Here is a 24,038-nt window from a genome sequence, read left to right as displayed (position 1 = left end):
CGGTATGACTTTGAATACGGTCGAGGAGGCTCTCGCCGCCATCCGCGCTGGCAAGGGCGTTGTCGTGGTGGACAGCGAGGACCGCGAGAACGAGGGCGACCTCATCTTCGCCGCCGAGGACGCCACCCCGGAACTGGTTGCCTTTATGGTGCGCCACACCTCCGGCTACATCTGTGTGTCCATGTCGGACGAGCGCGCCACCGCGCTCGAGCTGCCGCCAATGATGGCGAACAACCAGGACCTGCACGGCACCGCGTACGCCGTCACCGTGGACGCAGACACCGGCACCACCGGCATTTCCGCGCGCTCGCGCGCAACGACGATCGCTTTGCTTGCCGACGACTCCGCCACCGCCGCGTCCTTCACCCGCCCCGGCCACGTGGTGCCCCTGCGGGCCAAAGCCGGCGGCGTGCTGGAACGTCCGGGCCACACGGAGGCGGCCGTGGACCTGGCGCGGCTCGCGGGCAAGACCCCGGTTGGTGCGCTGTGCGAGATTGTCTCCGAGGATGACCCGACGGACATGGCGCGTTTCGACGAGCTGCGCCGGTTCGCCGACAGCCACGGGCTGCCAATGATCTCCATCGAGCAGCTGGCTGAGTACCGTCGCCACCACGAGCGAACCGTCGAGCGTGTCACGCAGGCGAAGCTTCCCACCGAGTTCGGCGAGTTCACCGCGGTGGGCTACCGCGACACTGTCTTCGGGGTGGAGCATGTGGCGTTGGTCGCCGGAGGCGTCGAGAAGCTGCGGGAAGCACAAGACGTGCTGGTGCGGGTGCACTCCGAGTGCCTCACCGGCGACGTCTTCGCCTCCACGCGCTGCGACTGCGGCCCGCAGCTGCGCGAATCCATGCGGCGCATCCAGACCGCCGGCCGTGGTGTGGTGGTCTACCTGCGTGGGCACGAGGGCCGAGGTGTCGGACTGATGGCGAAACTGCAGGCATACCGGCTGCAGGACGCGGGCCTGGACACCGTGGACGCGAACCTGGAGCAGGGCCTGCCGGCGGACGCACGGGAGTACTCCGCGGCCGGGCAGATCCTGGCGGATCTGGGGGTGGACACCTTCGAGCTGCTCACCAACAACCCGGACAAGTCCGACGCGCTGGCGGGCTACGGCCCCCAGGTGGCGCGCCGCAGTAGGATCGAGATCGTTCCCACACACGACAACATCGAGTACCTGCGCACCAAGCGCGACCGGATGGGCCACGACCTGCCTGGCGTGGCCGAGTGGCTCCACGCCCATCCGGGGTACGGAACCTAAAACGGACCCAAAAGGAGCTGTAAGTGGCATCGAGCGGAGCACCCGAGGACTATTCCATACAGGCGGAGGGCATGACCATCGCCGTGGTCTACACCCGCTGGAACGACAAGATCGTCGACCTGCTGCGCGCCGGCGCGCGGGATGAGGCCCGGGGGCTCGGCGTGAAGGTGGAGGAGTACGCCGTCGCAGGCGCCCTCGAGCTGCCGGTGGTGGCGCAGGCATGTGCCAAGCGTTACGACGCCGTGGTCGCCCTCGGCTGCGTCATCCGCGGCGAGACGGCCCACTTCCAGTACGTGTGCGACTCCGTGACCGCCGGACTGACCCGCGTGGCGCTGGACGAGCAGACCCCGGTCGGAAACGGCGTGCTCACCGTGGACGACGAGGACCAGGCCTACGAGCGCGCCGGCGGCGAGGACGCCAAGGAAGACAAGGGTGCCGAGGCCATGCGCGCCGCCGCCGGCACTGCCGCGGAGCTGCGCAAAGTTCGCGCTCTGCCGTTGAAGGGTTAAGGTAACTCGGAGGGCGTGGAGCGGCCTTTGGGACGTCGACACGCAACAATGCTCGAGCGCTTGTAAGGAGTAAGGCAGTGGCTGAACAGCACCAAACCGCGGGACTTTCGGGCCGGGACGAGATTGCCTACCTCAACGCGCTCGACCCGCACGCCACCACCACCACGAAACCCTGGGAACTCGAGCTGACCTCGAAGTTTCTGCGCAAGGTGGCCGTGGGTTGGATTGTTGTGGTCATGGCTGTGCACGTGTTCATGTCCTGGGCCGTGGACGCCGAGTTCACCGGCGTGGCCATCACCAGCATGGACAAGTTCGCCTTCATCGGTGTCGGCCTGATCATCTCCTTGCTGTCCTGGATCGCGCTGACGCGCCCGCGGGTGCGCGCGAATGAGGACGGTGTGCAGGTGCGCAACATCATCGGCACCCGCTTCTACCCGTGGACCGTGATCTACGGGCTGAGCTTTCCGAAGGGCTCGCGCATGGCCCGCCTTGAGCTGCCGGAGTTCGAGTACGTGCCCCTGTGGGCCATCCAGTCCGGCGACAAGGAGCACGCCTTGAAGGCCGTGGAAGAGTTCCGCGCGCTCGAAGCCAAGTACATGCCGCAGGACTAAGCGTTGGCGGACCCGCAAAGCTACCGCCCGGCGCCGGGCACCATCCCGACCGACCCCGGGGTATACAAGTTCCGCGACCGCGACGGCCGCGTCATCTACGTGGGCAAGGCCAAAAACCTGCGCGCGCGCCTGAACAACTACTTCCAGCCGCCGCACACGCTGCACCCGCGCACCCGCCAAATGGTCTATACCGGCGCCTCGGTGGAGTGGACCGTGGTGGCCTCCGAGGTGGAGGCGCTGCAGCTGGAGTACACCTGGATCAAGCGCTTCGACCCGTGGTTCAACGTCATGTACCGCGACGACAAGACGTACCCCATGCTCGCGGTGAGTGTGAGGGAGCGCTACCCGCGCGCGTTTTTCTACCGCGGGCCGAAGCGAAAGGGCGTGCGCTACTTCGGTCCGTACTCGCACGCGTGGGCGGTGCGCGAGACCCTCGACCTGCTCACGCGAGTGTTTCCCATCCGCACCTGTTCCAACGGCGTGTTCAACCGGCACGAGTCGCTGGGGCGGCCGTGCCTGCTCGGCTACATCGACAAGTGCGCCGCCCCGTGCGTCGGGCGCGTGGACGAGGCCGACTACGACGAGATCGTGCAGGGCTTTTTGGGCTTCATGTCGGGCCGCACCGACCAGCTCGTGCGCGGGATCACCGCGCAGATGCAGGAAGCTTCCGAGAACCTGGAGTTTGAGAAGGCCGCCAGGCTTCGCGACGACCTCGGCGCCGTAAACAAGGTCATGGAACGCCAGACTGTGGTTTTGGGGCAGGACACCGACGCCGACGTCATTGCCTTCGACACCGACGAGCTGGAAGCGGCGGTGCAGATCTTCAACGTCCGCGACGGGCGCATCCGCGCCCAGCGCGGCTGGGTAGTGGAGAAAACCGGCGACGAGCCCGGCGCCGCCGAGCGGCTCGACGAGGGGCAACAAGACCCCACTTTGCCCACACTCATGCAGAACTTCCTTGTGCAGTACTACTCCGACGCGGTGGATCGTGTGCGCCAGGAGCAGGAGGAAGACCGCACGATTGAGGCGCAGAAGGTGCGCCGCCGCGGCGTGGACCAGGAGTCGCGCGCGAAGGCAAAGACGCCGATGCCGGTGCCGCGCGAGATCCTCGTGGAAACGTTGCCTGCGGAGCTGCCAGAGGTCGCCGAGCTGCTCGCGGAGTTGCGCGGCGGCCCGGTGGAAATCCGTGTGCCGCAGCGCGGCGACAAGCGGGCGCTGATGGAGACGGTGCACAAGAACGCCTCTGAGGCACTGCACCAGCACAAACTCAAGCGCGTCGGCGACCTTACTGCCCGCTCTCAGGCGCTGCAGGACATCCAGGACGCCCTCGGCATGGACGAGGCGCCGCTGCGCATCGAGTGCACCGACATCTCGCACATCCAGGGCACGGACGTGGTGGCGTCGCTCGTCGTGTTCGAGGACGGCCTGCCCAAAAAGAACGACTACCGCCGCTACCGCATCAAGGAGGCCGCCGGCGACGGCCGCTCCGACGACGTCGGCTCGATCGCCGAGGTGACTCAGCGCCGCTTCAAGCGCTACAACGAGGACAAGCTGGCGAATCCGGATGAGGTCGCAGATGCGCAGACCTTCGCGGACGAGGCGGACGAGTCCACCGGCGCGAAGCGCTTCGCCTACCCGCCGCAGCTGTTCATCGTCGACGGCGGCAAGCCCCAGGTCAACGCCGCGCAAGCGGTGTTCGACGAGCTGGGCATCGTGGACGTGCAGCTCATCGGGTTAGCCAAGCGCCTGGAGGAGGTGTGGGTGCCGGACGACGACGAGCCGGTCATCCTGCCGCGCAACTCCGAGGGCATGTACCTGCTGCAGCAGATCCGCGACGAGGCGCACCGCTTCGCCATCACCTACCACCGCCAGCAGCGCTCCAAGCGGATGCGCGCATCCGCGCTGGATGCCGTGCCGGGGCTTGGCCCCGCCCGTCGCACGGACCTGGTCAAGCACTTCGGGTCCGTGAAGAAGATCAAGGAGGCCTCGGTGGAGGAGATCCAGCAGGTCAAGGGCGTCGGCCCGAAACTCGCGGAGACTATCTACCAGCACCTGCACCAGTAAAAGCAGACTGCTAATCGACGGCGCTTCGCCCCGTCCTTGTCTAGGATGATGCCTATGCCCACGACATCCTCCGCACAAGCATTGCCCCAGGAAAATACCGCGTCACCGATGCGGCCCGTGATCATCACGGGCCTATCCGGCGGTGGCTTGTCCACGGCAGCGAAGGTATTCGAGGACAAGGGCTTTTTCGTCTCCCAGAACCTACCGCCGCAGTTGATTTTGGAGCTGGTGGACTTGGCCGCCGCGGACGATTCCCCGGTGGAGCGGCTCGCGGTGGTTAGCGATATCCGCGCGGCGAAATTCAACGGCGCTCTGCTTGGCACCATCGCGACGATCCGGGAGCGCGGCCATGAGCCGTTCGTGCTGTTCTTGGAGGCTCGAGATGACGTGCTCATCCGCCGCTTCGACTCGGTGCGCCGCACCCACCCTTTGCAGGGCGACGGCACCCTGCAGTCCGGTATCGAGCACGAGCGGGAGGAGATGGAGGACCTGCGCGCCTCCGCGGACGTCATCATCGACACATCCAACTTGTCGGTGCACGATCTGCGGCGCGCGGTGGAGGCATCCGTCGGCGAGCTGCCGGTGGGGCGCCAGCACGTCACCATCGAATCCTTCGGGTTCAAGCACGGCTCGCCGCGCGACGCTGATATTGTGCTTGACGTTCGTTTCCTGCCTAACCCGTACTGGGTGGAAGAGCTCCGGGAGTTCCGTGGCGTCGACCAGGCGGTATCCGACTATGTGCTCAACCAGGACGGTGCCCGCGACTACGTGGACAACTTCGTCGACCTGCTTTCCAGCACTCTGGGCGGCTACCGCCACGAGGGCAAGGATTTCATCACCGTCGGCATCGGCTGCACGGGCGGGCACCACCGCTCGGTGGCGGTGGCGGAGGCCGTCGGAAAGCGTTTGCGGCAGCAGGGCAATGTGGATGTCAACGTGATCCACCGCGATCTTGAGCGCCACTAAGCAAGTCGGTTAGGCCGTAAGAAAGAAGGGTCAATTGAGCCATACGTCGTTCACCTGCCTTGGGGGAGGGCACGGCCTGTACCAGACGCTCACCGCTGCGCGTCAAGCCGGCGCGTCCACGATCAACGCCGTGGTCACCGTGGCGGACGACGGCGGCTCCTCGGGACGCCTGCGCCGCGAGATGGAGATCGTTCCGCCGGGGGATCTGCGCATGGCGCTCGCGGCCTTAACCGCCGACGGTGAGGGCGGCGCCCAGTGGCGCGACACCCTGCAGCACCGCTTCGGCGGGCACGGCGCCATGGCTGGCCACGCACTAGGAAATCTCCTGATCACGGGGCTGGCGGAGCGACTCGGGGACACCCAGGCCGCGCTGGATCAGGTTGCGGCGTGGACCGGATCCGCCGGCCGCGTGATCCCGGTGTGCCCGCAGCCACTGGACATCGAGGCGGACGTGGCGGGCCTTGACGACGACCCGCGCGTGCTGCGCTCCGTGCGCGGCCAAGTGGCGGTTGCCACCACGCCAGGGGCGGTGCGGCGCGTTCGCCTTACCCCGGCCCAGCCGGCGGCGAGCAAGGCGGCGGTGCAAGCGATCATGGATGCGGACGTGGTGACCATCGGCCCGGGCTCCTGGTTCTCCTCGGTGATTCCGCACATCCTCGTGCCCGACATCGCGCAGGCGCTCAACGAAACCTCGGCGACGGTGGTGGTAATCCTGAACCTTTCGCCGGAGGCGGGGGAGACCCACGGGTTCACCACCGAGCGGCACATCCACGTTTTCTCCCAGCACGCCCCGCAGTTGGACGTGGACTACTTCCTCGCCGACGAGAACACCGCCACCTCCGAGGGTGAGCGCGACAACATTGCGCGCGCCGCATCCCGTCTCGACGCAAAGGTAGTCTTCGCTCCCATGCGCGAAATCGACGCCGAAGGCGCCCCGCTGAACCGCCACGACCCGATGCAATTGGCAGCTGCACTCAAGGCCCTCCGGCCGGCACGCTAGAATGCTGGGCGGTTCAAAGCTTCAACACACGTAAACGAGGGGAGGCGCCGGTGGCGCTTACGGCGAAGGCCAAGGACGAACTCCTGCGCGCCACCGGCGGCGGGCTCGAGGCGCGCGCGGCGGAGGCGACCGCGTTGATCCGGTTCGGCGGGGAGCTCCAGCCGTCCGAGAACGGAGTCGCTATCGTTGCCGACTTCGAGGAGGAGGCGGTTGCCCGGCGCCTCGCTGTCACGCTGACAGACCTGTGCGCAGTCGAGGCGAGTGTGGAACTGCTCCCGCCGACATCCGGAAGCCGTGAGTCCCGCTACGAGGTGCGTGTCTGCGACGGCGCCGCCGACGTCATCCGCCGCCTGAAGCTGGTTACCGCGTCCGGGCACCCAGTGGTGGGGATGCCGCGCCAGATCATCTCCGGCGACATGTCCGGGGTGGAGGCCGCGTGGCGCGGCGCGTTCCTCGCCCGTGGGCGTCTGGCCGAACCGGGCCGGACTGCCACCCTCGAGGTCGCCTGCCCGGGCCAGGAGGCGGCGCTTGCGCTTGTGGGTCTTGCCCGCCGCATGGGGCTGACCGCCAAGACGCGTGAGACCCGCGGCATCGAGCGGGTGACGCTTCGCGACGGGGAGGCCATCGGCATCCTGCTGAGCCGCATGGGCGCGCCGGCCACCCGCATCGAGTGGGACACCAAGCGGGAATCCCGCGCCGTGAAGGCGAAAGCCAACAGCAGGCTCGCCACCTTCGACGACGCGAACACCCGCCGCTCGGCCCAGGCCGCGGCGGCGGCCGCCGCACGTGTGGAGCGCGCCATGGAGATCCTCGGCGACGATGTCCCGGAGCACCTCGCCGAAGCCGGCTTCCTGCGCGCGGAGCACCGCCACGCCTCCCTGGAGGAGCTGGGACGGTTGGCGGAACCGCAGATGACCAAGGACGCCGTGGCCGGACGCATCCGGCGCCTGCTTTCCCTGGCAGACAAACGCGCCGCTGAACTGGGAGTGGAGGACACGCACGGGAGCCCGACCACCTAAAACCCGCGTGGGTGACGCACTTCACAATGGGCCCTAGCGACCCGTGTCGGGGGTAGAAGCGTCGGGAAAGCCTCCCCCTGGTGCTCGAAACCGGGCATAAACCAACATCTAAGGCGGGGGCTGATTGCGGTTAGCACCCCTGGTTTCGTCGATAGGCAAAAAGCTCTCTGCAGGTAAGAGCCCTGCTCATTACACTCGGGGGTGGACCGACAGACCACGAGCACGAGGAGTGTTGACTGTGACAACCCGCATTGGCATCAACGGTTTTGGCCGCATCGGCCGCGCAGCGCTGCGCATCATCGAGGACGAATACAAGGGCGAGCTCGAGGTTGTGAAGATCAACGATCTCACCGACAACGAGACCCTGGCGCACCTGATGAAGTACGACACCGCGTACGGCCAGTTCAACCACGAGATCGAGCACGACGACGACTCCATCACCATCGACGGCCGCCGCATCGAGGTCTCCGCGGAGAAGGACCCGGCCAACCTCGCATGGGGCGACGTCGACGTGGACATCGTGCTCGAGTGCACCGGCGTGTTCCGTAAGGGTCCGCAGGCGAAGGCGCACATCGATGCCGGCGCGAAGAAGGTCATCATCTCCGCACCGGGCAAGGAAGTCGACGGCACCTACGTATGGGGTGTCAACCACACCGACTACACCGGCTCCGAGGAAGTCATCTCCGCTGCGTCCTGCACCACCAACTCCCTGGCACCGGTGGCCAAGGTGCTCGACGAGGCCTTCGGCATCGAGCGCGGTCTGATGACCACCATCCACGCCTACACCGGCGACCAGCGCCTGCAGGACGCGCCCCACAAGGATCTGCGCCGCGCCCGCGCCGCCGCCCAGAACATCGTGCCCACCACCACCGGCGCCGCCAAGGCCGTCGGCCTGGTGCTGCCGAACCTGGACGGCAAACTCGACGGCTTCGCCATGCGCGTGCCCACCATCACCGGCTCCGCCACCGACCTCACCGTCACCCTGAACAAGGAGACCACCGTTGAGGAGCTCAACGCGGCGGTGAAGAAGGCCGCCGAGGACGCCGAGTTCGGTCTGGCGCTGAAGTACACGGAGGACCCGATCGTCTCCTCCGACATCATCGGCAACCCGCACGGCGCCATCTTCGACGCGGGTATGACCCGAGTGAAGGACGGCAACCTGGCCAAGATCATCTCCTGGTACGACAACGAGTGGTCCTACACCGCCCAGTACATCCGCCTGACCAAGTTCGTGGCGGACAAGCTTTAAAGGCTTCGGTCTCTGGGCCCGTGGTGTCTTCCGGCACGGCGGGCCCGTTTTTCATACGATGGTGAGTGTCTACAGACCAAAGGAGATACCTATGACCAAGAACTTGCAGCAGCTTCTCGTCGAAGGCGTGGACGGCCGCCACGTCCTCGTGCGGTCCGACTTCAACGTCCCCCTGGACGATGAGGGCAACATCACCGACGCCGGCCGCATCGACGCCTCCCTGCCCACCCTGAAGGCGCTGCTGGACGGCGGCGCCAAGGTGATCGTCATGGCGCACCTGGGCCGCCCGAAGGGCGAGGTCAACCCGAAGTTCTCCCTCGCCCCGGTGGCGGAAGCGCTGTCCGAGCGCCTGGGCCAGTTCGTCCCGCTGGCGGGCGACGTCTCCGGCGAGGACGCCCACGAGCGCGCCAACGGCCTGACCGAGGGCGAAATCCTCCTGCTCGAAAACGTCCGCTTCGACGCGCGCGAGACCTCCAAGGATGAGGCGGAGCGCACCGCGTTCGCCGAGGAACTCGCCGAACTCGCCGCCGACAACGGCGCGTTCGTCTCCGACGGCTTCGGCGTCGTGCACCGCGCGCAGGCCTCCGTCTTCGATGTGGCAAAGAAGCTTCCGGCCTACGCCGGCTACCTCGTGGACAAGGAGGTGGCGACGCTGTCTTCCGTGAAGGACGACCCGCAGCACCCGTACGTGGTGGTGCTGGGCGGCTCCAAGGTTTCCGACAAGCTTGGCGTGATCGAGGCGCTGGCGGAAAAGGCCGACAAGATCATCATCGGCGGCGGCATGTGCTACACCTTCCTCGCCGCCCAGGGCCACAACGTGCAGAAGTCGCTGCTGCAAGACGACATGGTGGATACCTGCAAGGAGCTCATCGAGCGCTTCGGCGACAAGCTGCTGCTGCCGGTGGACGTCGCAGCCGGCGCAGAGTTTGACAAGGACACCGAGAAGAAGATCGTCGGCCTGGACGAGATCCCGGAGGGCTGGATGGGCCTGGACATCGGCCCGGAGACCGCCAAGAACTACGCCGAGGCCATCAAGGACTCCAAGACGGTGTTCTGGAACGGCCCGATGGGCGTGTTCGAGTTCCCGAACTTCGCGGACGGCACCAAGGCTGTGGCCGAGGCCATGATCGTGGCGACGAAGGACAACGACTCCTTCACCGTCGTCGGCGGTGGCGATTCCGCGGCGTCGGTGCGCACCCTCGGCCTGGACGAGGACGGCTTCAGCCACATCTCCACCGGCGGCGGCGCCTCCCTCGAGCTGATCGAGGGCAAGGAACTGCCGGGCGTTTCCGTACTGAACTAGGAGGTTTGCAACCTATGGCACGCACGCCACTAATCGCGGGCAACTGGAAGATGAACCACGACCACCTCGAGGCCATCCAGAGCGCCCAGAAGCTCGCCTTCGCGTTTCCGAAGGACGGCTACGAGTACGTCGACATCGCGCTGACGGTCCCGTTCACGGACCTGCGTTCCATCCAGACTCTGGTGGAGGGCGACAAGCTGAAGATCACCTACGGCGCCCAGGACGTCTCCGAGCACGACAACGGCGCCTACACCGGCGACATCTCCGCGGCGATGCTGGAAAAGCTGGGGTGCTCCTGGGTGGTCGTCGGCCACTCGGAGCGCCGCGAGTACCACAGCGAGACCAACGAGCAGGTCGCGGCGAAGGCCGCCAAGGCCATCGAGCACGGCATCGCCCCGATCGTCTGCGTGGGCGAGCCGCTCGAGGTGCGCGAGGCCGGCGAGCACGTCTCCTTCGTGGTGCAGCAGGCGCGCGAGTCGCTCGCGGGCGTGGACCTGTCCAAGGCGGTCATCGCCTACGAGCCGGTCTGGGCGATCGGCACCGGCAAGGTCGCCTCAGCGGAAGACGCCCAGGAGGTCTGCCACGGCATCCGCGAGCTCGTGCGGGAGCTTAGCGACGACTCCGTCGCCGACGCGATCCGCATCCTCTACGGCGGCTCAGTCAAGGCCGACACGGTCGCCGAGATCATCTCCCAGCCGGACGTGGACGGCGGCCTGGTCGGCGGCGCCTCCCTTGACGGGCAGGACTTTGCCAAGCTTGCCGCGGCGGCCGCCAACGCGGTGATGTAAGTCGCTGCTGGGTTCGTCTTAGCGGTCGTGTAAGCTCATCGGGAGTTTGCACCATCGCCCATTTTGAAAGGTGTCGCACACATGGCTTTAGCCCTTGAGATTGTGCTGGTGATCGCCGCGATCCTCATGACCGTCTTCGTCCTGCTCCACAAGGGGAAGGGCGGCGGCCTGTCCAGCCTGTTCGGCGGCGGCGTCCAGGCAAACCTGTCCGGTTCGACCACGGTGGAGAAGAACCTCGACCGCGTCACCGTGCTGCTGGCCCTGATCTGGATCCTCTGCATCATCGGCCTGAACCTGATTCAGACCTTCGCGGTCTAAGCGCGCGGCTCCACGCGCGAAACTAGAACGGTCCTGTTGCGTCCTTCGTGGCGAACAGGACCGTTTCTTTACGCCCGATAGCACCAGCCACCGGCCAGTCGTCGGCGGCCTCGGCGCCGTCGCCGGCATGGCTCGCGGCCTCCGCCTTCTCTGCGCCGGAGACCAGCAGCCACACCCGGTCGGCGGACTGCACCGCCGGCAGGGCCAGGGTGGCGCGCTCGGCGGGCGGCTTCGGCGAGTCCGTCACCGCCACGACCATCGCGTCGCGCTCGCGCACCGCGTCGCTGTGGGGGAACAGGGAGTTGATGTGGCCCTCGCCGCCCATGCCCAAAAGGTGCAGGTCGAAGCCGCCGTCGCCGACGAGTGTGCGGTAGCGCTCCACCGCGGCGTCCATCGGGCCGCCGTCGAGGCCGTAGCCGTGGATGTTCTCCTCCGGGATATCCACCTTGGACAGCAGCGCCGCTCGTGCTTGGCCTTCGTTGGAGTCGGGGTGGCTGGCGGGCACGTTGCGCTCGTCGCCGAAGAAGACTTCCACGCGCGACCAGTCGATGTCCTCGCCGGCGAGGCGCTCCAGCAGTGCGATGCCGGCGGTGCCGCCGGTGAGCACCACACGTGCGGTGCGACCCTCGGCGTGGATGTCGGACATGAGGGCGCTAAACCGGGAAGTTGCTTCGTCGAGAAGCGATGCAAGGTCGTTAAAGCTCATTGTGCACTCCTTGAAGTCCGCGCAACGCGCGCTCGTAGGTGGTGTCCGGGCCGAGGTGGCGCAGGTCCTCGGCGAGGCTTTCGGCCTCGCTGCGCTCGCCCATGGCCACGAAGGAATCGGCGTGGCCGGGCGCGGAAATGCGCACGGTGTGGCTGTCCTGGACCGCGACCTCCACGTCGCCGCCGTCGCAGTGCAGCACGAGGCGGGCGATGGGGAAGTCGCCGGCCGCCTCGCCCTCGCAGCGGGTCACCTTCACACCCAGGCTGGAGGCGAGCCAGCCCGCGGCGAGATCCACGCTCGGGTCTCCGGCAGCGCCCGCGATCTCGGCGCTGTGGACACGCGTGCCCGGGTGACGGTCCAGGGCGGAGGCGACGATGCCGCGCCACGGGGTGATCCGCGACCACATCATGTCGGAGTCGCCGTGCTCGTAGCCGTCCGTGAGCTGCTGTAGGGTCACGCCGTTCGTGCCGCGGCGCAGGTTCGTGATGCGGCGCTGCGCGATCCTGCCCAGCTGCGTGCCGGCCGGGTGCTTCGGGGCCTTCTGCGGCCAGCACGCCACCACGGGCGTATCGGGTAGCAGCAGCGGGGTGACTACGGCTCCCATGTGCCCCGTCAGTTCGCCGTACAGGCGCATGACCACGACCTCGGAGGCGCCGGCGTCGGTGGCCACGAGCACCTGCGCGTCGAGGCGGGTGTCGGCCTCCGAATCGCCGGAGATGAGCACCAGCACGCGGGCGGGGTGTTCGAAGGAGGCGTCGCGCAGGGTCGCGAGGGTCTCGTCGATGCTGTCCTCGCGCGAGTCGTCAATAGCCACCAGCAGGGTGAGCACGCGCCCGGTGGCAAGCGAGTGACGCTCGCGCGCGTGGGCGAGTTCGGCGGCGATGGCCTTAGTGGTGGTGTCCGGCAATTCGGTGATCATGCTCGAGCCTTTCGTGCTTATGGACGCCGCCAGGCACGGCCGTCCTTCGACAGCATGCGCTCGGCGGAGGCCGGCCCCCAGGTGCCGGCGGCGTAGTCGTCGGGTCTGCCTTGATCGGCCCAGTAGTTCAGCACCGGGTCTAGGATCTCCCAGCTGCGCTCCACCTCGGAGTTGGTGGGAAACAGGCTCGATTCATCCAAAAGGGCATCGAGGATGAGGCGCTCGTAGGCCTCTGGCGACTGCTCGGTGAACGCCTCGGAGTAGGAGAAGTCCATGTTCACGTCGCGCAGCTCCATGCCGGGGCCGGGGACCTTGGAGCCGAAGCGCATCAGTACACCCTCGTCGGGCTGGACGCGGATGACGACGGCGTTGTTGGTCAGAAGGTCCGTCTGTCCCTGGGAGAACGGCTGGTACGGCGGGCGCTTAAACACCAGCGCGATCTCGGTGACGCGGCGGCCCAGCCGTTTGCCGGTTCGCAGGTAGAACGGCACGCCGGCCCAGCGGCGGGAATCGATCTGCAAGGTGCAGGCCGCGAACGTCTCGGTGGTGGAGTTCGGGTCAAACCCTTCCTCCTCGCGCAGGCCGACCACTTTCTTCGAGCCCTGCCACCCGGCGGTGTACTGCCCGCGCGCGGTGGTTTTGCCGAACGGGCCCACCGCCGAGGTGGCGCGCAGCACCTTGAGCTTCTCGGCGCGCAGCTGGCCGGGGGAAAACGAGGTCGGCTCCTCCATAGCCACCAGGGCGAGCAGCTGGATCAGGTGGTTTTGGATCACGTCGCGGGCGGCGCCGATGCCGTCGTAGTAGCTGGCGCGCCCGCCCAGGCCGATGTCCTCGGCCATGGTGATCTGCACGTGGTCGATGTAGTGGGAGTTCCACACCGGCTCAAACATCTGGTTGGAAAAGCGCAGCGCAAGGATGTTCTGGACCGTTTCCTTGCCCAGGTAGTGGTCGATGCGGAACACGGACCGCTCATCGAACACCGCGCCGACGACCTCGTTGAGCTCCTTGGCAGACTCTAGGTCGTGGCCGAACGGCTTTTCAATGATCACGCGGCGCCACTGGTTTTCGCCCTCGTGCGCCATGCCGGAGCGATCCAACTGGTGGACAACCTCGGCGAAGAACTCCGGCGGCACGGACAGGTAGTAGGCCCAGTTGCCGGCGGTGCCGCGCTCGTCGTCGCTGCGTTTGCAGGTGGCGGCGAGCCGGTCGAAGGCGGCGTCGTCGTCGAAGTTGCCCTGGACAAACTCGAGGCCTTCGGCGAGGCGCTGCCAGACGTTCTCGTGGAACTCGGTGCGTGCGCCTTCGTCGATAGCTTTGCGCACGTACGCCTCAAAGTCGGCCTTGGACCAGTCGCGCCGCCCGTAGCCGACCAGCGTGAACCCGCCGGGCAAAAGGCCGCGGTTGGCCAGGTCGTAGACGGCCGGCAGCAGCTTCTTGCGTGCAAGGTCGCCGGTCACCCCGAAGATCACCATGCCGGACGGCCCGGCGATTTGGGGGAGGCGTTTGTCGGCGGGGGAGCGCAGCGGGTTGTTCCACTGCTGGTGCGGAGAAGTCACGTTAGGCGAGCCTAGCAGTCATGGAATCGAGCAGCTCCTGCCACGCATCCACGAACTTCTCCACGCCTTCGCGCTCCAGCACGGCAACCACGTCGTCGAGGTCGATGCCCACACCGCGCAGCGCGGCGAAGGTCTCGCGGGAGACGGCTTCGGTGCCGGTGAGGGTGTCGCCGTGCACGCCGCCGTCGCGAAGCACGGCATCGAGCGTCTTCTCCGGCATCGTGTTCACGGTCTGCGGGCCGGCGAGCTCGGTGACGTACATCGTCGCCGGGTAGTCCGGGTTCTTCACACCGGTCGATGCCCACAGGGGGCGCTGGGCGTTCGCATTCGCAGGAAGCTTAGCGACGTCAACGTCGCCGAACTCACGCTCAAACAGCGCATACGCCAGACGCGCGTTGGCGATGCCCGCCTTGCCGCGCAGCGCCAGCGCTTCGTCGGTGCCGATGGCCTCGAGGCGCTTGTCCACCTCGGTGTCCATGCGGGAGACGAAGAACGACGCCACCGAGTGGATGCGGCTGACATCGTGGCCGTTCGCGGCGGCCTTGCGAATGCCGTCCTTGTAGGCGTCGATGACCTGCTGGTAGCGCTCCACGGAGAAGATTAGGGTGACGTTGACGGAGATGCCCTCGGCCAACGCGGCGGTGACGGCGGGCAGCGACTCGTCGGTCGCCGGGATCTTGATCATGAGGTTGTCGCGGTCCACCAGCTGCCACAACTCGCGGGCCTGCGCGATAGTCTTCTGCTCGTCGGCGGCGAAGCGCGGGTCCACTTCGATGGAGACGCGGCCGTCCTTGCCGCCGGTGGCCTCGTAGGTGTCGCGGAACAGGTCGCAGGCGTCCTGGACGTCCTTGACGCTCATGGCGTAGACGGCGGCGTCGGCGGTGGTGCCAGCCTGCTTCAGCTCGGCGAGCTGCTCGTCGTAGTGGTTGCCGGAGCCCATGGCGGCGGCGAAGATCGCCGGGTTCGTGGTTACACCCACGATGGATTTCGCGTCCTTCACCTCGGCAAGGTTGCCGGTGGCGATGCGCTCGCGGGAGAGGTCGTCGAGCCAGGTGGAGGTGCCGGCCTGGTACAGATCGTCGATAGCAGTCATGCCGCCACCCTACTTTCCGTCGCCGCGGGTCGGCTCAGCCTCGGTGTCGCCCACGCGCACGCTCGTTGCCACGCTGCGCTCCTCGCGCACGCACTCGAGGGTCTCGCGGGCGGTGCGTACGACGTTGTCGGTGGTGAAGCCGAAGCGCTCGAACAGCTCCGCACCCGGGGCGGAGGCGCCGAAGTGCTCCAGGGACACGGCACGGCCGTACTCTCCCAGGAAGCGGAACCACGGCATCGAGGTCGCGGCTTCCACGGAGACGCGGGCCTTGACGTCGCGCGGCAGCACGGAGTCGATGTAGGCGTCGTCCTGTTCCATGAACCAGTCCATGGACGGAACGGACACCACGCGGGTGGCGGTGCCCTCGGCCTCGAGCGCCTTGGCGGCACCGACGGCGTACTGCACCTCGGAGCCGGAGGCCAACAGGATCACATCCGGGGTGTCGGCAGACTCCTTAACCAGCACATAGGCGCCGCGGGCCACACCCTCGAAGGCCTTCTCCTTGGTGCCCTCGAGCACCGGCAGGTTCTGGCGGGACAGCGCCAGCGCCTTTGGCTGCTCCTTCGCCTCCAGCGCGGCGATCCAGGCGGCGGAGGTCTCGTTCGCGTCCGCCGGCCGGATCACGGCGACGTCCGGGATGGCACGCAGGGCGGCGAGGGTCTCCACCGGCTGGTGGGTCGGGCCGTCCTCGCCAAGGCCGATGGAATCGTGCGTGAACACGTAGTAGCCGTCGATGCCGGACAGGGCGGCGACGCGGATGGCGGGGTAGAGGTACTCGGAGAAGATGAGGAAGGTGCCGCCGTAGACGCGGGTGCCGCCGTGCAGGGCGATGCCGTTCATCACCGCGCCCATGGCGTGCTCGCGGATGCCGAAATGCAGGTTGCGGCCGTACGGGTCGGCGGAGAACATCTCGGTGGAAATGGAGCGCGGGCCGAAGGACTTCTCGTCCTTGATCAGGGTGTTGTTGGACCCGGCCAGGTCGGCGGAGCCGCCCCACAGCTCAGGCAGCACGGCCGCGGCGGCCTGGATCGCGGCGGCGGAAGCCTTGCGGGTGGCCACCCCCTTCGCATCCGGCTCCCAGGTGGGGAAGTCCTTCTTCCAATCGGCCGGCAGCTCGCGGGCCGTGAGGCGGTCCAGCAAAGCCTTGCGCTCCGGGTTCGCCTCTGCCCAGGCGTTGAATTTCTCGTCCCAGGCAGCTCGCTTGGAAGCCGCGCGCTCGCGCAGCTTGCGGGTGTGGGTGATCACCTCGTCTTCTTCAGGGAAGGTCACGGCCGGGTCGAAGCCGAGCGCCTCCTTCACCGCGGCGACCTCGTCGGCGCCGAGAGCTGCGCCGTGGATGGCGCCGGTGTTCATCAGGTTCGGGGCCGGGTAGCCGATCACGGTCTTGACGCGGACAATCGTCGGCTTTGTTGGCTCCGCCTTCGCCTCGGCCACGGCGGCCTCGATGGCGGCGACGTCCTCGCCGGATTCGACGGTGAGGGTCTGCCAGCCGTAGGCGTCGTAACGCTTGAGCACATCCTCGGTGAACGCGATCTGGGTGTCATCCTCGATGGAGATGCGGTTGTCGTCCCAGAACAGGATGAGGTTGCCCAGCTGCTGCGTGCCGGCCAGCGACGACGCCTCCGCGGTCACGCCTTCCTGCAGGCAGCCGTCGCCGGCCACGACGTAGATGTAGTGGTCGAAGGGGGACTCGCCGGCGGGGGCGTCGGGGTCGAACAGGCCGCGTTCACGTCGAGAAGCCATCGCCATGCCCACGGCGGAGGCGAGGCCCTGGCCGAGCGGGCCGGTGGTGATTTCGATGTGGTCGGTGTGGTTGTACTCCGGGTGGCCCGGCGTCTTCGAGCCCCAGGTGCGCAAGTCCTTCAGGTCCTGCAGCTCCAGCCCGAAGCCGCCGAGGTAAAGCTGCACGTACTGCGTGAGCGAGGAGTGGCCGTTGGACAGCACGAAACGGTCGCGGCCCACCCAGTCCTTGTCGGCCGGGTCCACGTCCATCACGCGCTGGAACAAGGTGTAGGCCAGCGGCGCGAGGCTCATGGCGGTGCCGGGGTGGCCGGAGCCGCAGTTTTCCACCGCGTCCGCCGCGAGCACCCTGGCCGTGTCAACGGCGCGGGTGTCGGTCTCGGTCCAGTCCTGCGGGTAGTTGCGCTCGGTCATTGCCTGCAGTTTCGGGGGCAGCGTCATGGGTTCCTCGCTTTCTTTAAGGTCGCACAAAAGCATATCGCTTATCGACGCCTCCGGTCCCACCCGTTGCTCGATTCGTTGACTCACGCAGGTTGGAGCTACCATCGTCCAAAGGTATGATTGTCCGCGCCCCAAGGCGGTACAAAAAGGAGAGAGTTGTTGGAGACCATCAAGGCATATTTCGCGTTGACGAAGCCGAGGGTCATTGAACTTCTCTTGGTCGCCGCGATCCCCGCGATGCTGCAGGCGCACCGCGGCGAGATGCACCTCTGGCTCGTGCTGGGCACCCTGCTCGGCGGCTGGATGGGTGCCGCGGCCGCGAACACGTTCAACATGGTCGCGGACTACGACATCGACCAGAAGATGGGCCGCACCCGCGCCCGCCCGCTGGTGCGACACTCGGTGACCAAGCAGAAGGCGGCCGTATTCGCCTGGGTCATGCTGGCGCTGTCCGTGCTGTGGCTCGGGGTGCTGTGCAACTCCTGGCTGGCGGCGTTTTTCATCCTGCTGACCAACTTCTTCTACATCTTCGTCTACACGAAGTGGCTGAAGCGCCGCACCTGGCAAAACGTCATCTGGGGTGGTGCGGCCGGCTGTATGCCCGTGATGGTGGGCTGGGCCGTCATCCGCGACAACGTCCACGACGGCTCCGCCGACAACTGGTGGCAGGCCATCGTGCTGTTTTTGATCATCTTCTTCTGGACCCCGCCGCACACCTGGGCGCTGGCCATGAAGTACAAGGACGACTACGCCCGGGCCAACGTCCCCATGCTGCCGGTGGTGGCCTCCGCCGAGGAGACCTCACGCCAGATCGTGATCTACTCCTGGCTCACCGTGGCGGTGTCCCTGCTGCTGGTGCCGGCCGCGTCCTGGATCTACCTGGCTGCCGCGATCATCTCCGGCGTGGCGTTTTTGATCATGGCGACCAAGCTGCACCAGGGGATTGTGCGCGGCGAGAACGTCAAGCCGCTGAAGCTGTTCATCCTCTCCAACAACTACCTCGCCGCGCTGTTTTTGGGTCTGTCCTTCGACGCGGTGCTCGGCTGGGAAACCGTGGGCCAGCTGCTGTTCTAGACCTTCAGCACAACCGAGCCGGTGGTTTTGCGCGCCTGCAGGTCCTCGTGGGCCTGGCGGGCGTTTTCTAGTGAGTAGGGCGGGTGCACACGGATCTTCACCGTGCCTTCCTCCACCGCCCGGGCCACGGCTTGGGCGCGCATGAGGAACTCGTCGTCGGTGGCCACGTAATGCTTCAGTGACGGGCGGGTGAGAAACAGCGCGCCGTGGGCGTTCAGTTCCTGGATTTTGAACGGCTCGACGTCGCCCGAGGCAGAGCCGAAGGAACACACCAACCCTCGCGGGCGGGTGACGTTAAGGCACATCGCGAAGGTGTCCTGCCCGACGCCGTCGTAGACCACGTCCACGCCGCCGCCGTTTTCGGCCTTGATCTGCTCCGCCAGGTCCTCGCCGTAGCGGAACACCTTGGTCGCGCCGGCCTCGTAGGCGAGCTTCTCCTTCTCGTCGGTGGAGACCACCGAGTACACGGTCGCCTCCTCGGCGGCCGCCATCTGGGTCAGTATCAGCCCGACGCCGCCGGCGCCAGCGGTGACCACCATGGTGTCGCCCGGCTGCGTCTCCCGCACGCCGTGGAGCAGGTAGTGCGAGGTCATGCCCTGCAGCAGCATCGAGGCCGCCACCTCCGGTGCCACACCTTCCGGCACGGCCACCAGACGGTTGCGGTCCACCGCCACCTGCTCGGCGTAGGAGCCGGGTGCGGCGTGCCAGGCCACTAGGGTGCCGGGCGCGATCTTGCCCAAGGGATCTTCCACCACGCGGCCGCAGCCCTCCGTGCCCGGGATGTAGGGCGGATTCGAGGGGTACGTTCCGGAGCGGAAATAGGTGTCGATGTAGTTGATGCCGGCGTAGGTGACGTCGACAAGCAACTGCCCCTCAGACGGCTGTGGCGGCTCGACGTCCTTGTACTCGAGGACTTCCGGACCGCCATGGGATGTGACAACGATTGCTTTCATGTCACACGAGCGTAGGCAACCTGCGCTTCCCATGTGCAAAAAGGAAGCCGCTAAACGCAACCACGACCGACGACATGGCGATATGCGCAGGGATTGTCCAGCGCGGAACCCCCATGCGGAACTGGATCACGCCGATGGCCCACTGCACCAGGATCATCGCGATGAGCACGTAAGCGGTTCGCTTGGCGTCGTCCGGGGCGCCGGAGTTGCGCAGCAGCACCGTGGTGATGATCGTGGCGATGAGGTAGAGGTACATGCATACAGAGTGCACGTAGGCGAGCACGCGCGTGTCCATCTGGAGGCGGCCCTCCATGCCCGCGCCCGCGTCGCCGGAATGCGGGCCGGAGCCGGTGACCATGGTGCCGGTGACGAGCACGAGGCACAGCGCCGCGGCGGCGATGAGCGTCCACGTCTGCGCCGAACCGGGGTAGCGGCGGGTGGGTACCGCGGAGTCGGTTTCGGCGATGCGCATGTAGAGCATCGCGGCGACGAACACGAGCACCATCGACGGCAGGAAGTGCACCGCCACGGACCACCAGCGCAGGTCCAGCCGCACCGAGATGCCGCCGATGACGGCCTGCACGACCACGCCGATCAGGGAGATCCAGGCCAGCGTCTTGATGTCTTTGCGGCGCCCGGCGCGGATCACGGCGAAGAGCACGAGGCCGGCGGCCGCGGCCACCACGAAGGCGAGGAGGCGGTTGCCGAATTCGATGGCCTGGTGGATCCAGGGTGCCGCGCCAGCGACCGGCACGAGTGACCCCTCGTGGCAGAGCGGCCAGGTGTCGCAGCCGAGGCCGGAGCCGGTCACGCGAACCAGCGAGCCGGTGACGGTGATGCCGCCCTGGCACAGCAGCAGCACCATCGCGAGGGTGCGCTGCAGCTTCAGCGAGGGGTCGCGCCAGGCCTCCCTCCAGGAACGCGGGTGTGTCTCAGCTGTGGTTGCGGTCACTGTTTCTCCAACTTTCGGACGATAATGATCGTGGTGAGTGTATCGCGCCTAGCCGTCAAAGCGGAACAGGCGCACGGCCGCGGTCATCGCGGCTACCCCCCAAGCGGCGAGTGAGGCCCACGCCACCCAGTTGACCTGCAACGACAGTGCTTGCACGAGCGCGCCCGCCAACGCCACGGTGGGCACTGCGTTCCACCACCCGGCGTGCGCGATATCGCCGGAGTAGCCCACCCAGCCGAGGATGCCCATCAGCACCAGCCAGATCAGGTTCGCAAGGGCCAGCACCAGCTCGGCTCGCAGGGTGCCGCCCATGAGTAGCCCCATCGCGGTGAACGCGGCGACGCCGACGAGGAGCGTGGCCAGCCCGAACACGGCGCCGGCAGGGGAGACACGCCACCCCAGCGCCAGCGCGATCGCGCCGAGCACCACCAGCTGCACCACCACCGTGGCCAGCACGCCGAGGATCTTGCCCACGATGATGGTCCAGGGCGGCACCCCGGACGCGCCGGTGCGCTTCAGCGCCCCGTAGCGGCGGTCGAAGGCGACGGCGATCGCTTGACCGGTGAAGCCGGCGCCAGTTGCGGCCACGGCGAAGACCATTGGCACCAGCACGTCGAACTCGGTGTTGTCGCCGAGGATCGGCGCGAAGTGGGCGGCCAGGAGGATCGCCGCGGGGATCAGCACGTTGAGCAGCAGCTGCTCGCCGTGGCGCAGCATCAATTTCGCCTCGATGCGGCCCTGGGCCGCAGCCATCCGGCCGAAGGACGCCCGCTGCGGCGCCGGGGCGAAAATGCCGGGGGTGAGCTTTTTCATCAGCTCCTCAGCTCCCTTCCTGTGATGTCCAAAAACACGTCCTCCAAGTTGCGGTGGGACACGCTCAGCTCGCGGATCAGCACCCCTTGTCGTGCGGCCTCGCGCGCCAGCTTCTCGACGACCTCCGGCGACCCCGTGCCCTTGATCCGGTAACTGCGGGGGCGGATTTCTTCGACGGTGAGGCCGGCGGGCGTGAGCTCGTCGTTAAGCCTGTGCACGTCGAGCGCCTCTGCGGTCTCGACAGCGAGCAGCGGAAACTCCTCGTGGCTGGTCAGCGCCTCGGGGGAGCCCTGGGCGACGACCTTGCCGTGGTCGATGATGACCACGTCGTCGGCGAGCCTTTCCGCTTCGTCCATGAGGTGGGTGGTGAGCAGGACGCTTACCCCGTCGCGTTTGAGCGCCGAGATGATGTCCCACACCGCCATGCGCGACTGGGCGTCCAGGCCCGCGGTGGGTTCGTCCAAAAAGATCAGCTCCGGCCGGCCGATCAGCGCCAGCGCCAGCGACAGGCGCTGCTGCTGGCCGCCCGAGAGGCGCCGGTAGGTGGTCTTGGCCGCGCCTTCCAGGCCCACCAGCTCCATTAGCCACTTCGGGTCGTGGGGGTGCTTGTTGTAGCTGGCGGCTAGGTTGAGCACCTCCTCCACGGACACGCCGGCGTAGGAGCCGCCGCCCTGGAGCATGATGCCGATGCGGTCGCGCACCTTCTGCGGTTGCGCGACCGGGTCGATGCCGAGCACCCGGATCGACCCGGAGGTGGGCTTGGTAAAGCCCTCGCACATCTCGATGGTGGTGGTTTTGCCGGCGCCGTTGGGGCCCAAAAGCGCCAGCAGCTCGCCGCGCCGCGCTGTGAAAGAGAGCCCGTCAACCGCCGCTTTCTCGCCGAAGCGCTTGACAACGCTATCGACGACCAGCGCGTGATCACTCATGGCTGATGAGTGTAGACCGCCTACGCCGCCACACCCGAAGCGTCAGGGCCACGCACACCGCGAGGAGGACGAACCCGACGATGGCGGAGACGTAAATCGTGGCCACGGCCCCCGCTTGGAGCTTCAGACCACGCGGGAGGACGAGGAAGCTGACCAGCGCCGAGTACCCGGCCACCGAGGCGCGGAAGGCGAATCGGTTCGCCCACGCCGCCAGGGGAAGCACGGCCCACAGCGGGTACCAGGGGTGCACGACGGGAAACAGCACCACCAAAACGAACGTGGACACGCCGAGCCCGCCAACCGGGTGGATGGTGCCGCGGTAGGTGGCCCACAGCATGCGCACCGCGAAAGCCGCGGCGACGCTGAGGCCCGCCCAGCGGGTCACGCTGAGCATGGCGTCCGTGTGGTCGCCCAGGCCTAAGTTCATGCCGAGGAACCCGCCGGCGACGCCGATGTCGGTGGTCAGCGACAGCCAGCTACGGATTTGGGCGGCGCCGCCCTGGCCGGTGACCCAGCCCAGCCCGATGCCGGAGACCAGCGAGACCGCGATGGCGGTGGCCACCAGCATGGCTGCATGCAGGGTGGCGGAGGTGGCGATTGCGCGGGGCCCGCTGCGCTGGCGCTGCGGGCGGGTGCGCAGGTGGCGGGCGAGGGCCATGCCGGTGAAACCGAGGGCCAAAAAGCCGATCACCTTCACCATGCCTGCGCAGCTGATCAGTGCGGCCGAGGCAGCGAGCAGCGCCCAGCCGGAGCGGCGGTCAAGCTCGAGCCGGTCGATTCCGCGCAGCCCCACCTCGAGGCCGACGAGCAGCAGGCCCATCATGATGGCCTCGTTGTGGATGCCGCCCACCATGTGCAGCACCGTCAGCGGGTTAAGTATGCCCAGCCACAGCGCGGCCGGGCCGGTCACGCCGCAGCGCTTCGCCAGCGCGAGCACCGCCCAGGCCGCGGCGAGGATGCCCGCCACCGACACGGCGCGGTGGGCGAGAACACCCCAGAAGATCGAGTCGCCGGTGATATTCGAGATCACCGCCGCGGTGCCGAGTGCCACCGGACCATATGGGCTGGGGGAGTGCGCCCAAATAAACGGCACGGAGCGGGCGAGGTGGTGCTCCACGCCCAAAAGCTCCACGGGGCCGGAGGAGTACGGGTCGAGCCCCTGGCGCACGATGCTGCCGTTAGCCAAGTAGGAGTAGATGTCCTGGGTGAATAGTGGAGCGGTGGCGAGCAGCGGGATCACCCAGGCGATGAAGGTGCGCAGCATCTCTGGGTTGCTCACCCGCGCTCCGCGTGCAGCGCCCGGCGACGCCCCGACGAACGGGGCCAAAGCCAGCCATGCGGCAACCAATACGCCGACGCCGATGAGTACGAGCGCGTTGGCGGTGAGCATCATGCGGCCCATCTCCGCGCCGAAGGGGAAGTTCTGCCACGGGTTTTCCACTACCGGCAGGGCGCCGCCGCCGATGCCCGCGAAGGCGGTCAGGCACGACCCGGCGGCGCCCACCCAGCGCAGCACCGAGAACCGGCCGCGCTCGCGGGCACGCACCGCGACGCTCGACGGCGCGGTCTGCGCAGGCGCTGCCGGGTCGTGCAGCAGGGTCGAGCGGGACCCGGGCCTGCCGAAGCGGGGCAGCTCGCTGGCTACGCTCAGGCGCGGGGTGCGGCGTGGGCGTCGGGAGCCGTGCGGGCGGTCTGGTGCAGTCACGGTTGAACAGTCTAAGGCGCGCCCCGACACGCGCCCACCCGGTGCAGCGGGAATATTTACAACACACTAGTGTTG

The 24,038-nt window shown here is 67.4% G+C and carries 22 protein-coding genes; 12 read left to right on the top strand and 10 right to left on the bottom strand.

The window, feature by feature from the left end:
- Nucleotides 1-4: 4 nt before the first annotated feature.
- The 11 genes from CAFEA_RS06185 to secG all read left to right on the top strand — a co-directional run bounded on the left by CAFEA_RS06185 (nucleotide 5) and on the right by secG (nucleotide 11,085).
- Complete coding sequence (locus CAFEA_RS06185; protein ID WP_063936754.1) at nucleotides 5-1,258, top strand: bifunctional 3,4-dihydroxy-2-butanone-4-phosphate synthase/GTP cyclohydrolase II; 1,254 nt, start codon at nucleotides 5-7, stop codon at nucleotides 1,256-1,258.
- Nucleotides 1,259-1,281: 23 nt separating this feature from the next.
- Entirely contained in the window at nucleotides 1,282-1,767 is a 486-nt protein-coding gene (gene ribH, locus CAFEA_RS06180; RefSeq protein ID WP_074432002.1) for a 6,7-dimethyl-8-ribityllumazine synthase, read from the top strand.
- 77 nt (nucleotides 1,768-1,844) lie between these two features.
- Nucleotides 1,845-2,378: a PH domain-containing protein gene (locus tag CAFEA_RS06175; protein ID WP_063936753.1), complete on the top strand. Its 534-nt coding sequence runs from the start codon at nucleotides 1,845-1,847 to the stop codon at nucleotides 2,376-2,378.
- Between the two features lie 3 nt (nucleotides 2,379-2,381).
- Complete coding sequence (uvrC, locus tag CAFEA_RS06170; RefSeq protein ID WP_034998904.1) at nucleotides 2,382-4,442, top strand: excinuclease ABC subunit UvrC; 2,061 nt, start codon at nucleotides 2,382-2,384, stop codon at nucleotides 4,440-4,442.
- A gap of 45 nt (nucleotides 4,443-4,487) precedes the next feature.
- Nucleotides 4,488-5,408: an RNase adapter RapZ gene (gene rapZ, locus CAFEA_RS06165; protein WP_063936752.1), complete on the top strand. Its 921-nt coding sequence runs from the start codon at nucleotides 4,488-4,490 to the stop codon at nucleotides 5,406-5,408.
- A 34-nt stretch (nucleotides 5,409-5,442) separates the two neighbouring features.
- Nucleotides 5,443-6,408, top strand: coding sequence for a gluconeogenesis factor YvcK family protein (locus tag CAFEA_RS06160; protein ID WP_063936751.1), 966 nt, complete (start codon nucleotides 5,443-5,445; stop codon nucleotides 6,406-6,408).
- 50 nt (nucleotides 6,409-6,458) lie between these two features.
- Nucleotides 6,459-7,427 (top strand): DNA-binding protein WhiA, encoded by a 969-nt coding sequence (gene whiA, locus CAFEA_RS06155; RefSeq protein WP_034998909.1) that lies wholly within the window; start codon nucleotides 6,459-6,461, stop codon nucleotides 7,425-7,427.
- Between the two features lie 238 nt (nucleotides 7,428-7,665).
- Nucleotides 7,666-8,676, top strand: coding sequence for a type I glyceraldehyde-3-phosphate dehydrogenase (gene gap / locus CAFEA_RS06150; RefSeq protein WP_063936750.1), 1,011 nt, complete (start codon nucleotides 7,666-7,668; stop codon nucleotides 8,674-8,676).
- 91 nt (nucleotides 8,677-8,767) lie between these two features.
- Entirely contained in the window at nucleotides 8,768-9,979 is a 1,212-nt protein-coding gene (locus CAFEA_RS06145; RefSeq protein ID WP_063936749.1) for a phosphoglycerate kinase, read from the top strand.
- Nucleotides 9,980-9,993: 14 nt separating this feature from the next.
- The gene (gene tpiA / locus CAFEA_RS06140) at nucleotides 9,994-10,767 is read left to right on the top strand and encodes a triose-phosphate isomerase (RefSeq protein WP_063936748.1); all 774 of its coding nucleotides are present in this window, start codon (nucleotides 9,994-9,996) and stop codon (nucleotides 10,765-10,767) included.
- A gap of 81 nt (nucleotides 10,768-10,848) precedes the next feature.
- Nucleotides 10,849-11,085: a preprotein translocase subunit SecG gene (secG, locus tag CAFEA_RS06135; protein WP_063936747.1), complete on the top strand. Its 237-nt coding sequence runs from the start codon at nucleotides 10,849-10,851 to the stop codon at nucleotides 11,083-11,085.
- 22 nt (nucleotides 11,086-11,107) lie between these two features.
- Here secG and pgl read toward each other — a convergent pair whose 3' ends face one another.
- From pgl to tkt, 5 genes are read right to left on the bottom strand one after another with little or no spacing between them, the layout of a single operon-like run.
- Complete coding sequence (gene pgl, locus CAFEA_RS06130) at nucleotides 11,108-11,791, bottom strand: 6-phosphogluconolactonase (protein ID WP_063936746.1); 684 nt, start codon at nucleotides 11,789-11,791, stop codon at nucleotides 11,108-11,110.
- Nucleotides 11,781-12,710, bottom strand: coding sequence for a glucose-6-phosphate dehydrogenase assembly protein OpcA (locus CAFEA_RS06125; protein ID WP_063936745.1), 930 nt, complete (start codon nucleotides 12,708-12,710; stop codon nucleotides 11,781-11,783). The genes pgl and CAFEA_RS06125 overlap by 11 nt, the downstream gene beginning before the upstream one ends.
- A 17-nt stretch (nucleotides 12,711-12,727) precedes the next feature.
- Nucleotides 12,728-14,266: a glucose-6-phosphate dehydrogenase gene (gene zwf / locus CAFEA_RS06120; RefSeq protein ID WP_034998923.1), complete on the bottom strand. Its 1,539-nt coding sequence runs from the start codon at nucleotides 14,264-14,266 to the stop codon at nucleotides 12,728-12,730.
- A 1-nt stretch (nucleotide 14,267) separates the two neighbouring features.
- Complete coding sequence (gene tal / locus CAFEA_RS06115; RefSeq protein ID WP_063936744.1) at nucleotides 14,268-15,359, bottom strand: transaldolase; 1,092 nt, start codon at nucleotides 15,357-15,359, stop codon at nucleotides 14,268-14,270.
- Nucleotides 15,360-15,368: 9 nt separating this feature from the next.
- Complete coding sequence (tkt, locus tag CAFEA_RS06110; RefSeq protein WP_082855593.1) at nucleotides 15,369-17,540, bottom strand: transketolase; 2,172 nt, start codon at nucleotides 17,538-17,540, stop codon at nucleotides 15,369-15,371.
- 120 nt (nucleotides 17,541-17,660) lie between these two features.
- On the opposite strand from tkt, the gene CAFEA_RS06105 reads away from it, so the two are divergent.
- A complete protein-coding gene (locus CAFEA_RS06105; RefSeq protein WP_286131494.1) occupies nucleotides 17,661-18,614 on the top strand; it encodes a heme o synthase in 954 nt (317 codons plus the stop codon).
- On the opposite strand, the gene CAFEA_RS06100 is transcribed toward CAFEA_RS06105, so the two are convergent.
- The 5 genes from CAFEA_RS06100 to mptB form a co-directional block, all read right to left on the bottom strand.
- Nucleotides 18,611-19,567: a quinone oxidoreductase family protein gene (locus CAFEA_RS06100; RefSeq protein WP_063936742.1), complete on the bottom strand. Its 957-nt coding sequence runs from the start codon at nucleotides 19,565-19,567 to the stop codon at nucleotides 18,611-18,613. The two genes, CAFEA_RS06105 and CAFEA_RS06100, sit on opposite strands and share 4 nt — an antisense overlap.
- Nucleotide 19,568: 1 nt before the next feature.
- Nucleotides 19,569-20,432, bottom strand: a complete 864-nt coding sequence (locus CAFEA_RS06095; RefSeq protein ID WP_082855611.1) for a COX15/CtaA family protein — start codon at nucleotides 20,430-20,432, stop codon at nucleotides 19,569-19,571.
- A gap of 135 nt (nucleotides 20,433-20,567) precedes the next feature.
- Entirely contained in the window at nucleotides 20,568-21,332 is a 765-nt protein-coding gene (locus CAFEA_RS06090) for an ABC transporter permease (protein WP_063936740.1), read from the bottom strand.
- Nucleotides 21,332-22,258 carry an ABC transporter ATP-binding protein gene (locus CAFEA_RS06085; protein ID WP_063936739.1) on the bottom strand — a complete coding sequence of 309 codons (927 nt, stop codon included), beginning with the start codon at nucleotides 22,256-22,258 and terminating at the stop codon, nucleotides 21,332-21,334. The genes CAFEA_RS06090 and CAFEA_RS06085 overlap by 1 nt, the downstream gene beginning before the upstream one ends.
- Nucleotides 22,251-23,963 (bottom strand): polyprenol phosphomannose-dependent alpha 1,6 mannosyltransferase MptB, encoded by a 1,713-nt coding sequence (gene mptB / locus CAFEA_RS06080; RefSeq protein WP_063936738.1) that lies wholly within the window; start codon nucleotides 23,961-23,963, stop codon nucleotides 22,251-22,253. Before mptB ends, CAFEA_RS06085 begins: the two co-directional genes overlap by 8 nt.
- Nucleotides 23,964-24,038 lie beyond the last annotated feature (75 nt).

The organism is Corynebacterium afermentans subsp. afermentans, assembly GCF_030408355.1.
In the GTDB taxonomy this organism is placed as follows: Bacteria; Actinomycetota; Actinomycetes; order Mycobacteriales; family Mycobacteriaceae; genus Corynebacterium; species Corynebacterium afermentans.
This window is presented reverse-complemented; position numbering and strand designations above follow the sequence as displayed.

Coding starts and splice junctions, on each gene's coding strand:
- CAFEA_RS06185 (WP_063936754.1), top strand. CDS start 5: ATGACTTTGAATACGGTCGAGGAGGCTCTCGCCGCCATCCGCGCTGGC.
- rapZ (WP_063936752.1), top strand. CDS start 4,488: ATGATGCCTATGCCCACGACATCCTCCGCACAAGCATTGCCCCAGGAA.
- CAFEA_RS06145 (WP_063936749.1), top strand. CDS start 8,768: ATGACCAAGAACTTGCAGCAGCTTCTCGTCGAAGGCGTGGACGGCCGC.
- tpiA (WP_063936748.1), top strand. CDS start 9,994: ATGGCACGCACGCCACTAATCGCGGGCAACTGGAAGATGAACCACGAC.
- secG (WP_063936747.1), top strand. CDS start 10,849: ATGGCTTTAGCCCTTGAGATTGTGCTGGTGATCGCCGCGATCCTCATG.
- pgl (WP_063936746.1), bottom strand. CDS start 11,791: ATGAGCTTTAACGACCTTGCATCGCTTCTCGACGAAGCAACTTCCCGG.
- CAFEA_RS06125 (WP_063936745.1), bottom strand. CDS start 12,710: ATGATCACCGAATTGCCGGACACCACCACTAAGGCCATCGCCGCCGAA.
- tal (WP_063936744.1), bottom strand. CDS start 15,359: ATGACTGCTATCGACGATCTGTACCAGGCCGGCACCTCCACCTGGCTC.
- tkt (WP_082855593.1), bottom strand. CDS start 17,540: ATGACGCTGCCCCCGAAACTGCAGGCAATGACCGAGCGCAACTACCCG.
- CAFEA_RS06100 (WP_063936742.1), bottom strand. CDS start 19,567: ATGAAAGCAATCGTTGTCACATCCCATGGCGGTCCGGAAGTCCTCGAG.
- CAFEA_RS06095 (WP_082855611.1), bottom strand. CDS start 20,432: ATGGTGCTGCTGCTGTGCCAGGGCGGCATCACCGTCACCGGCTCGCTG.
- CAFEA_RS06090 (WP_063936740.1), bottom strand. CDS start 21,332: ATGAAAAAGCTCACCCCCGGCATTTTCGCCCCGGCGCCGCAGCGGGCG.
- CAFEA_RS06085 (WP_063936739.1), bottom strand. CDS start 22,258: ATGAGTGATCACGCGCTGGTCGTCGATAGCGTTGTCAAGCGCTTCGGC.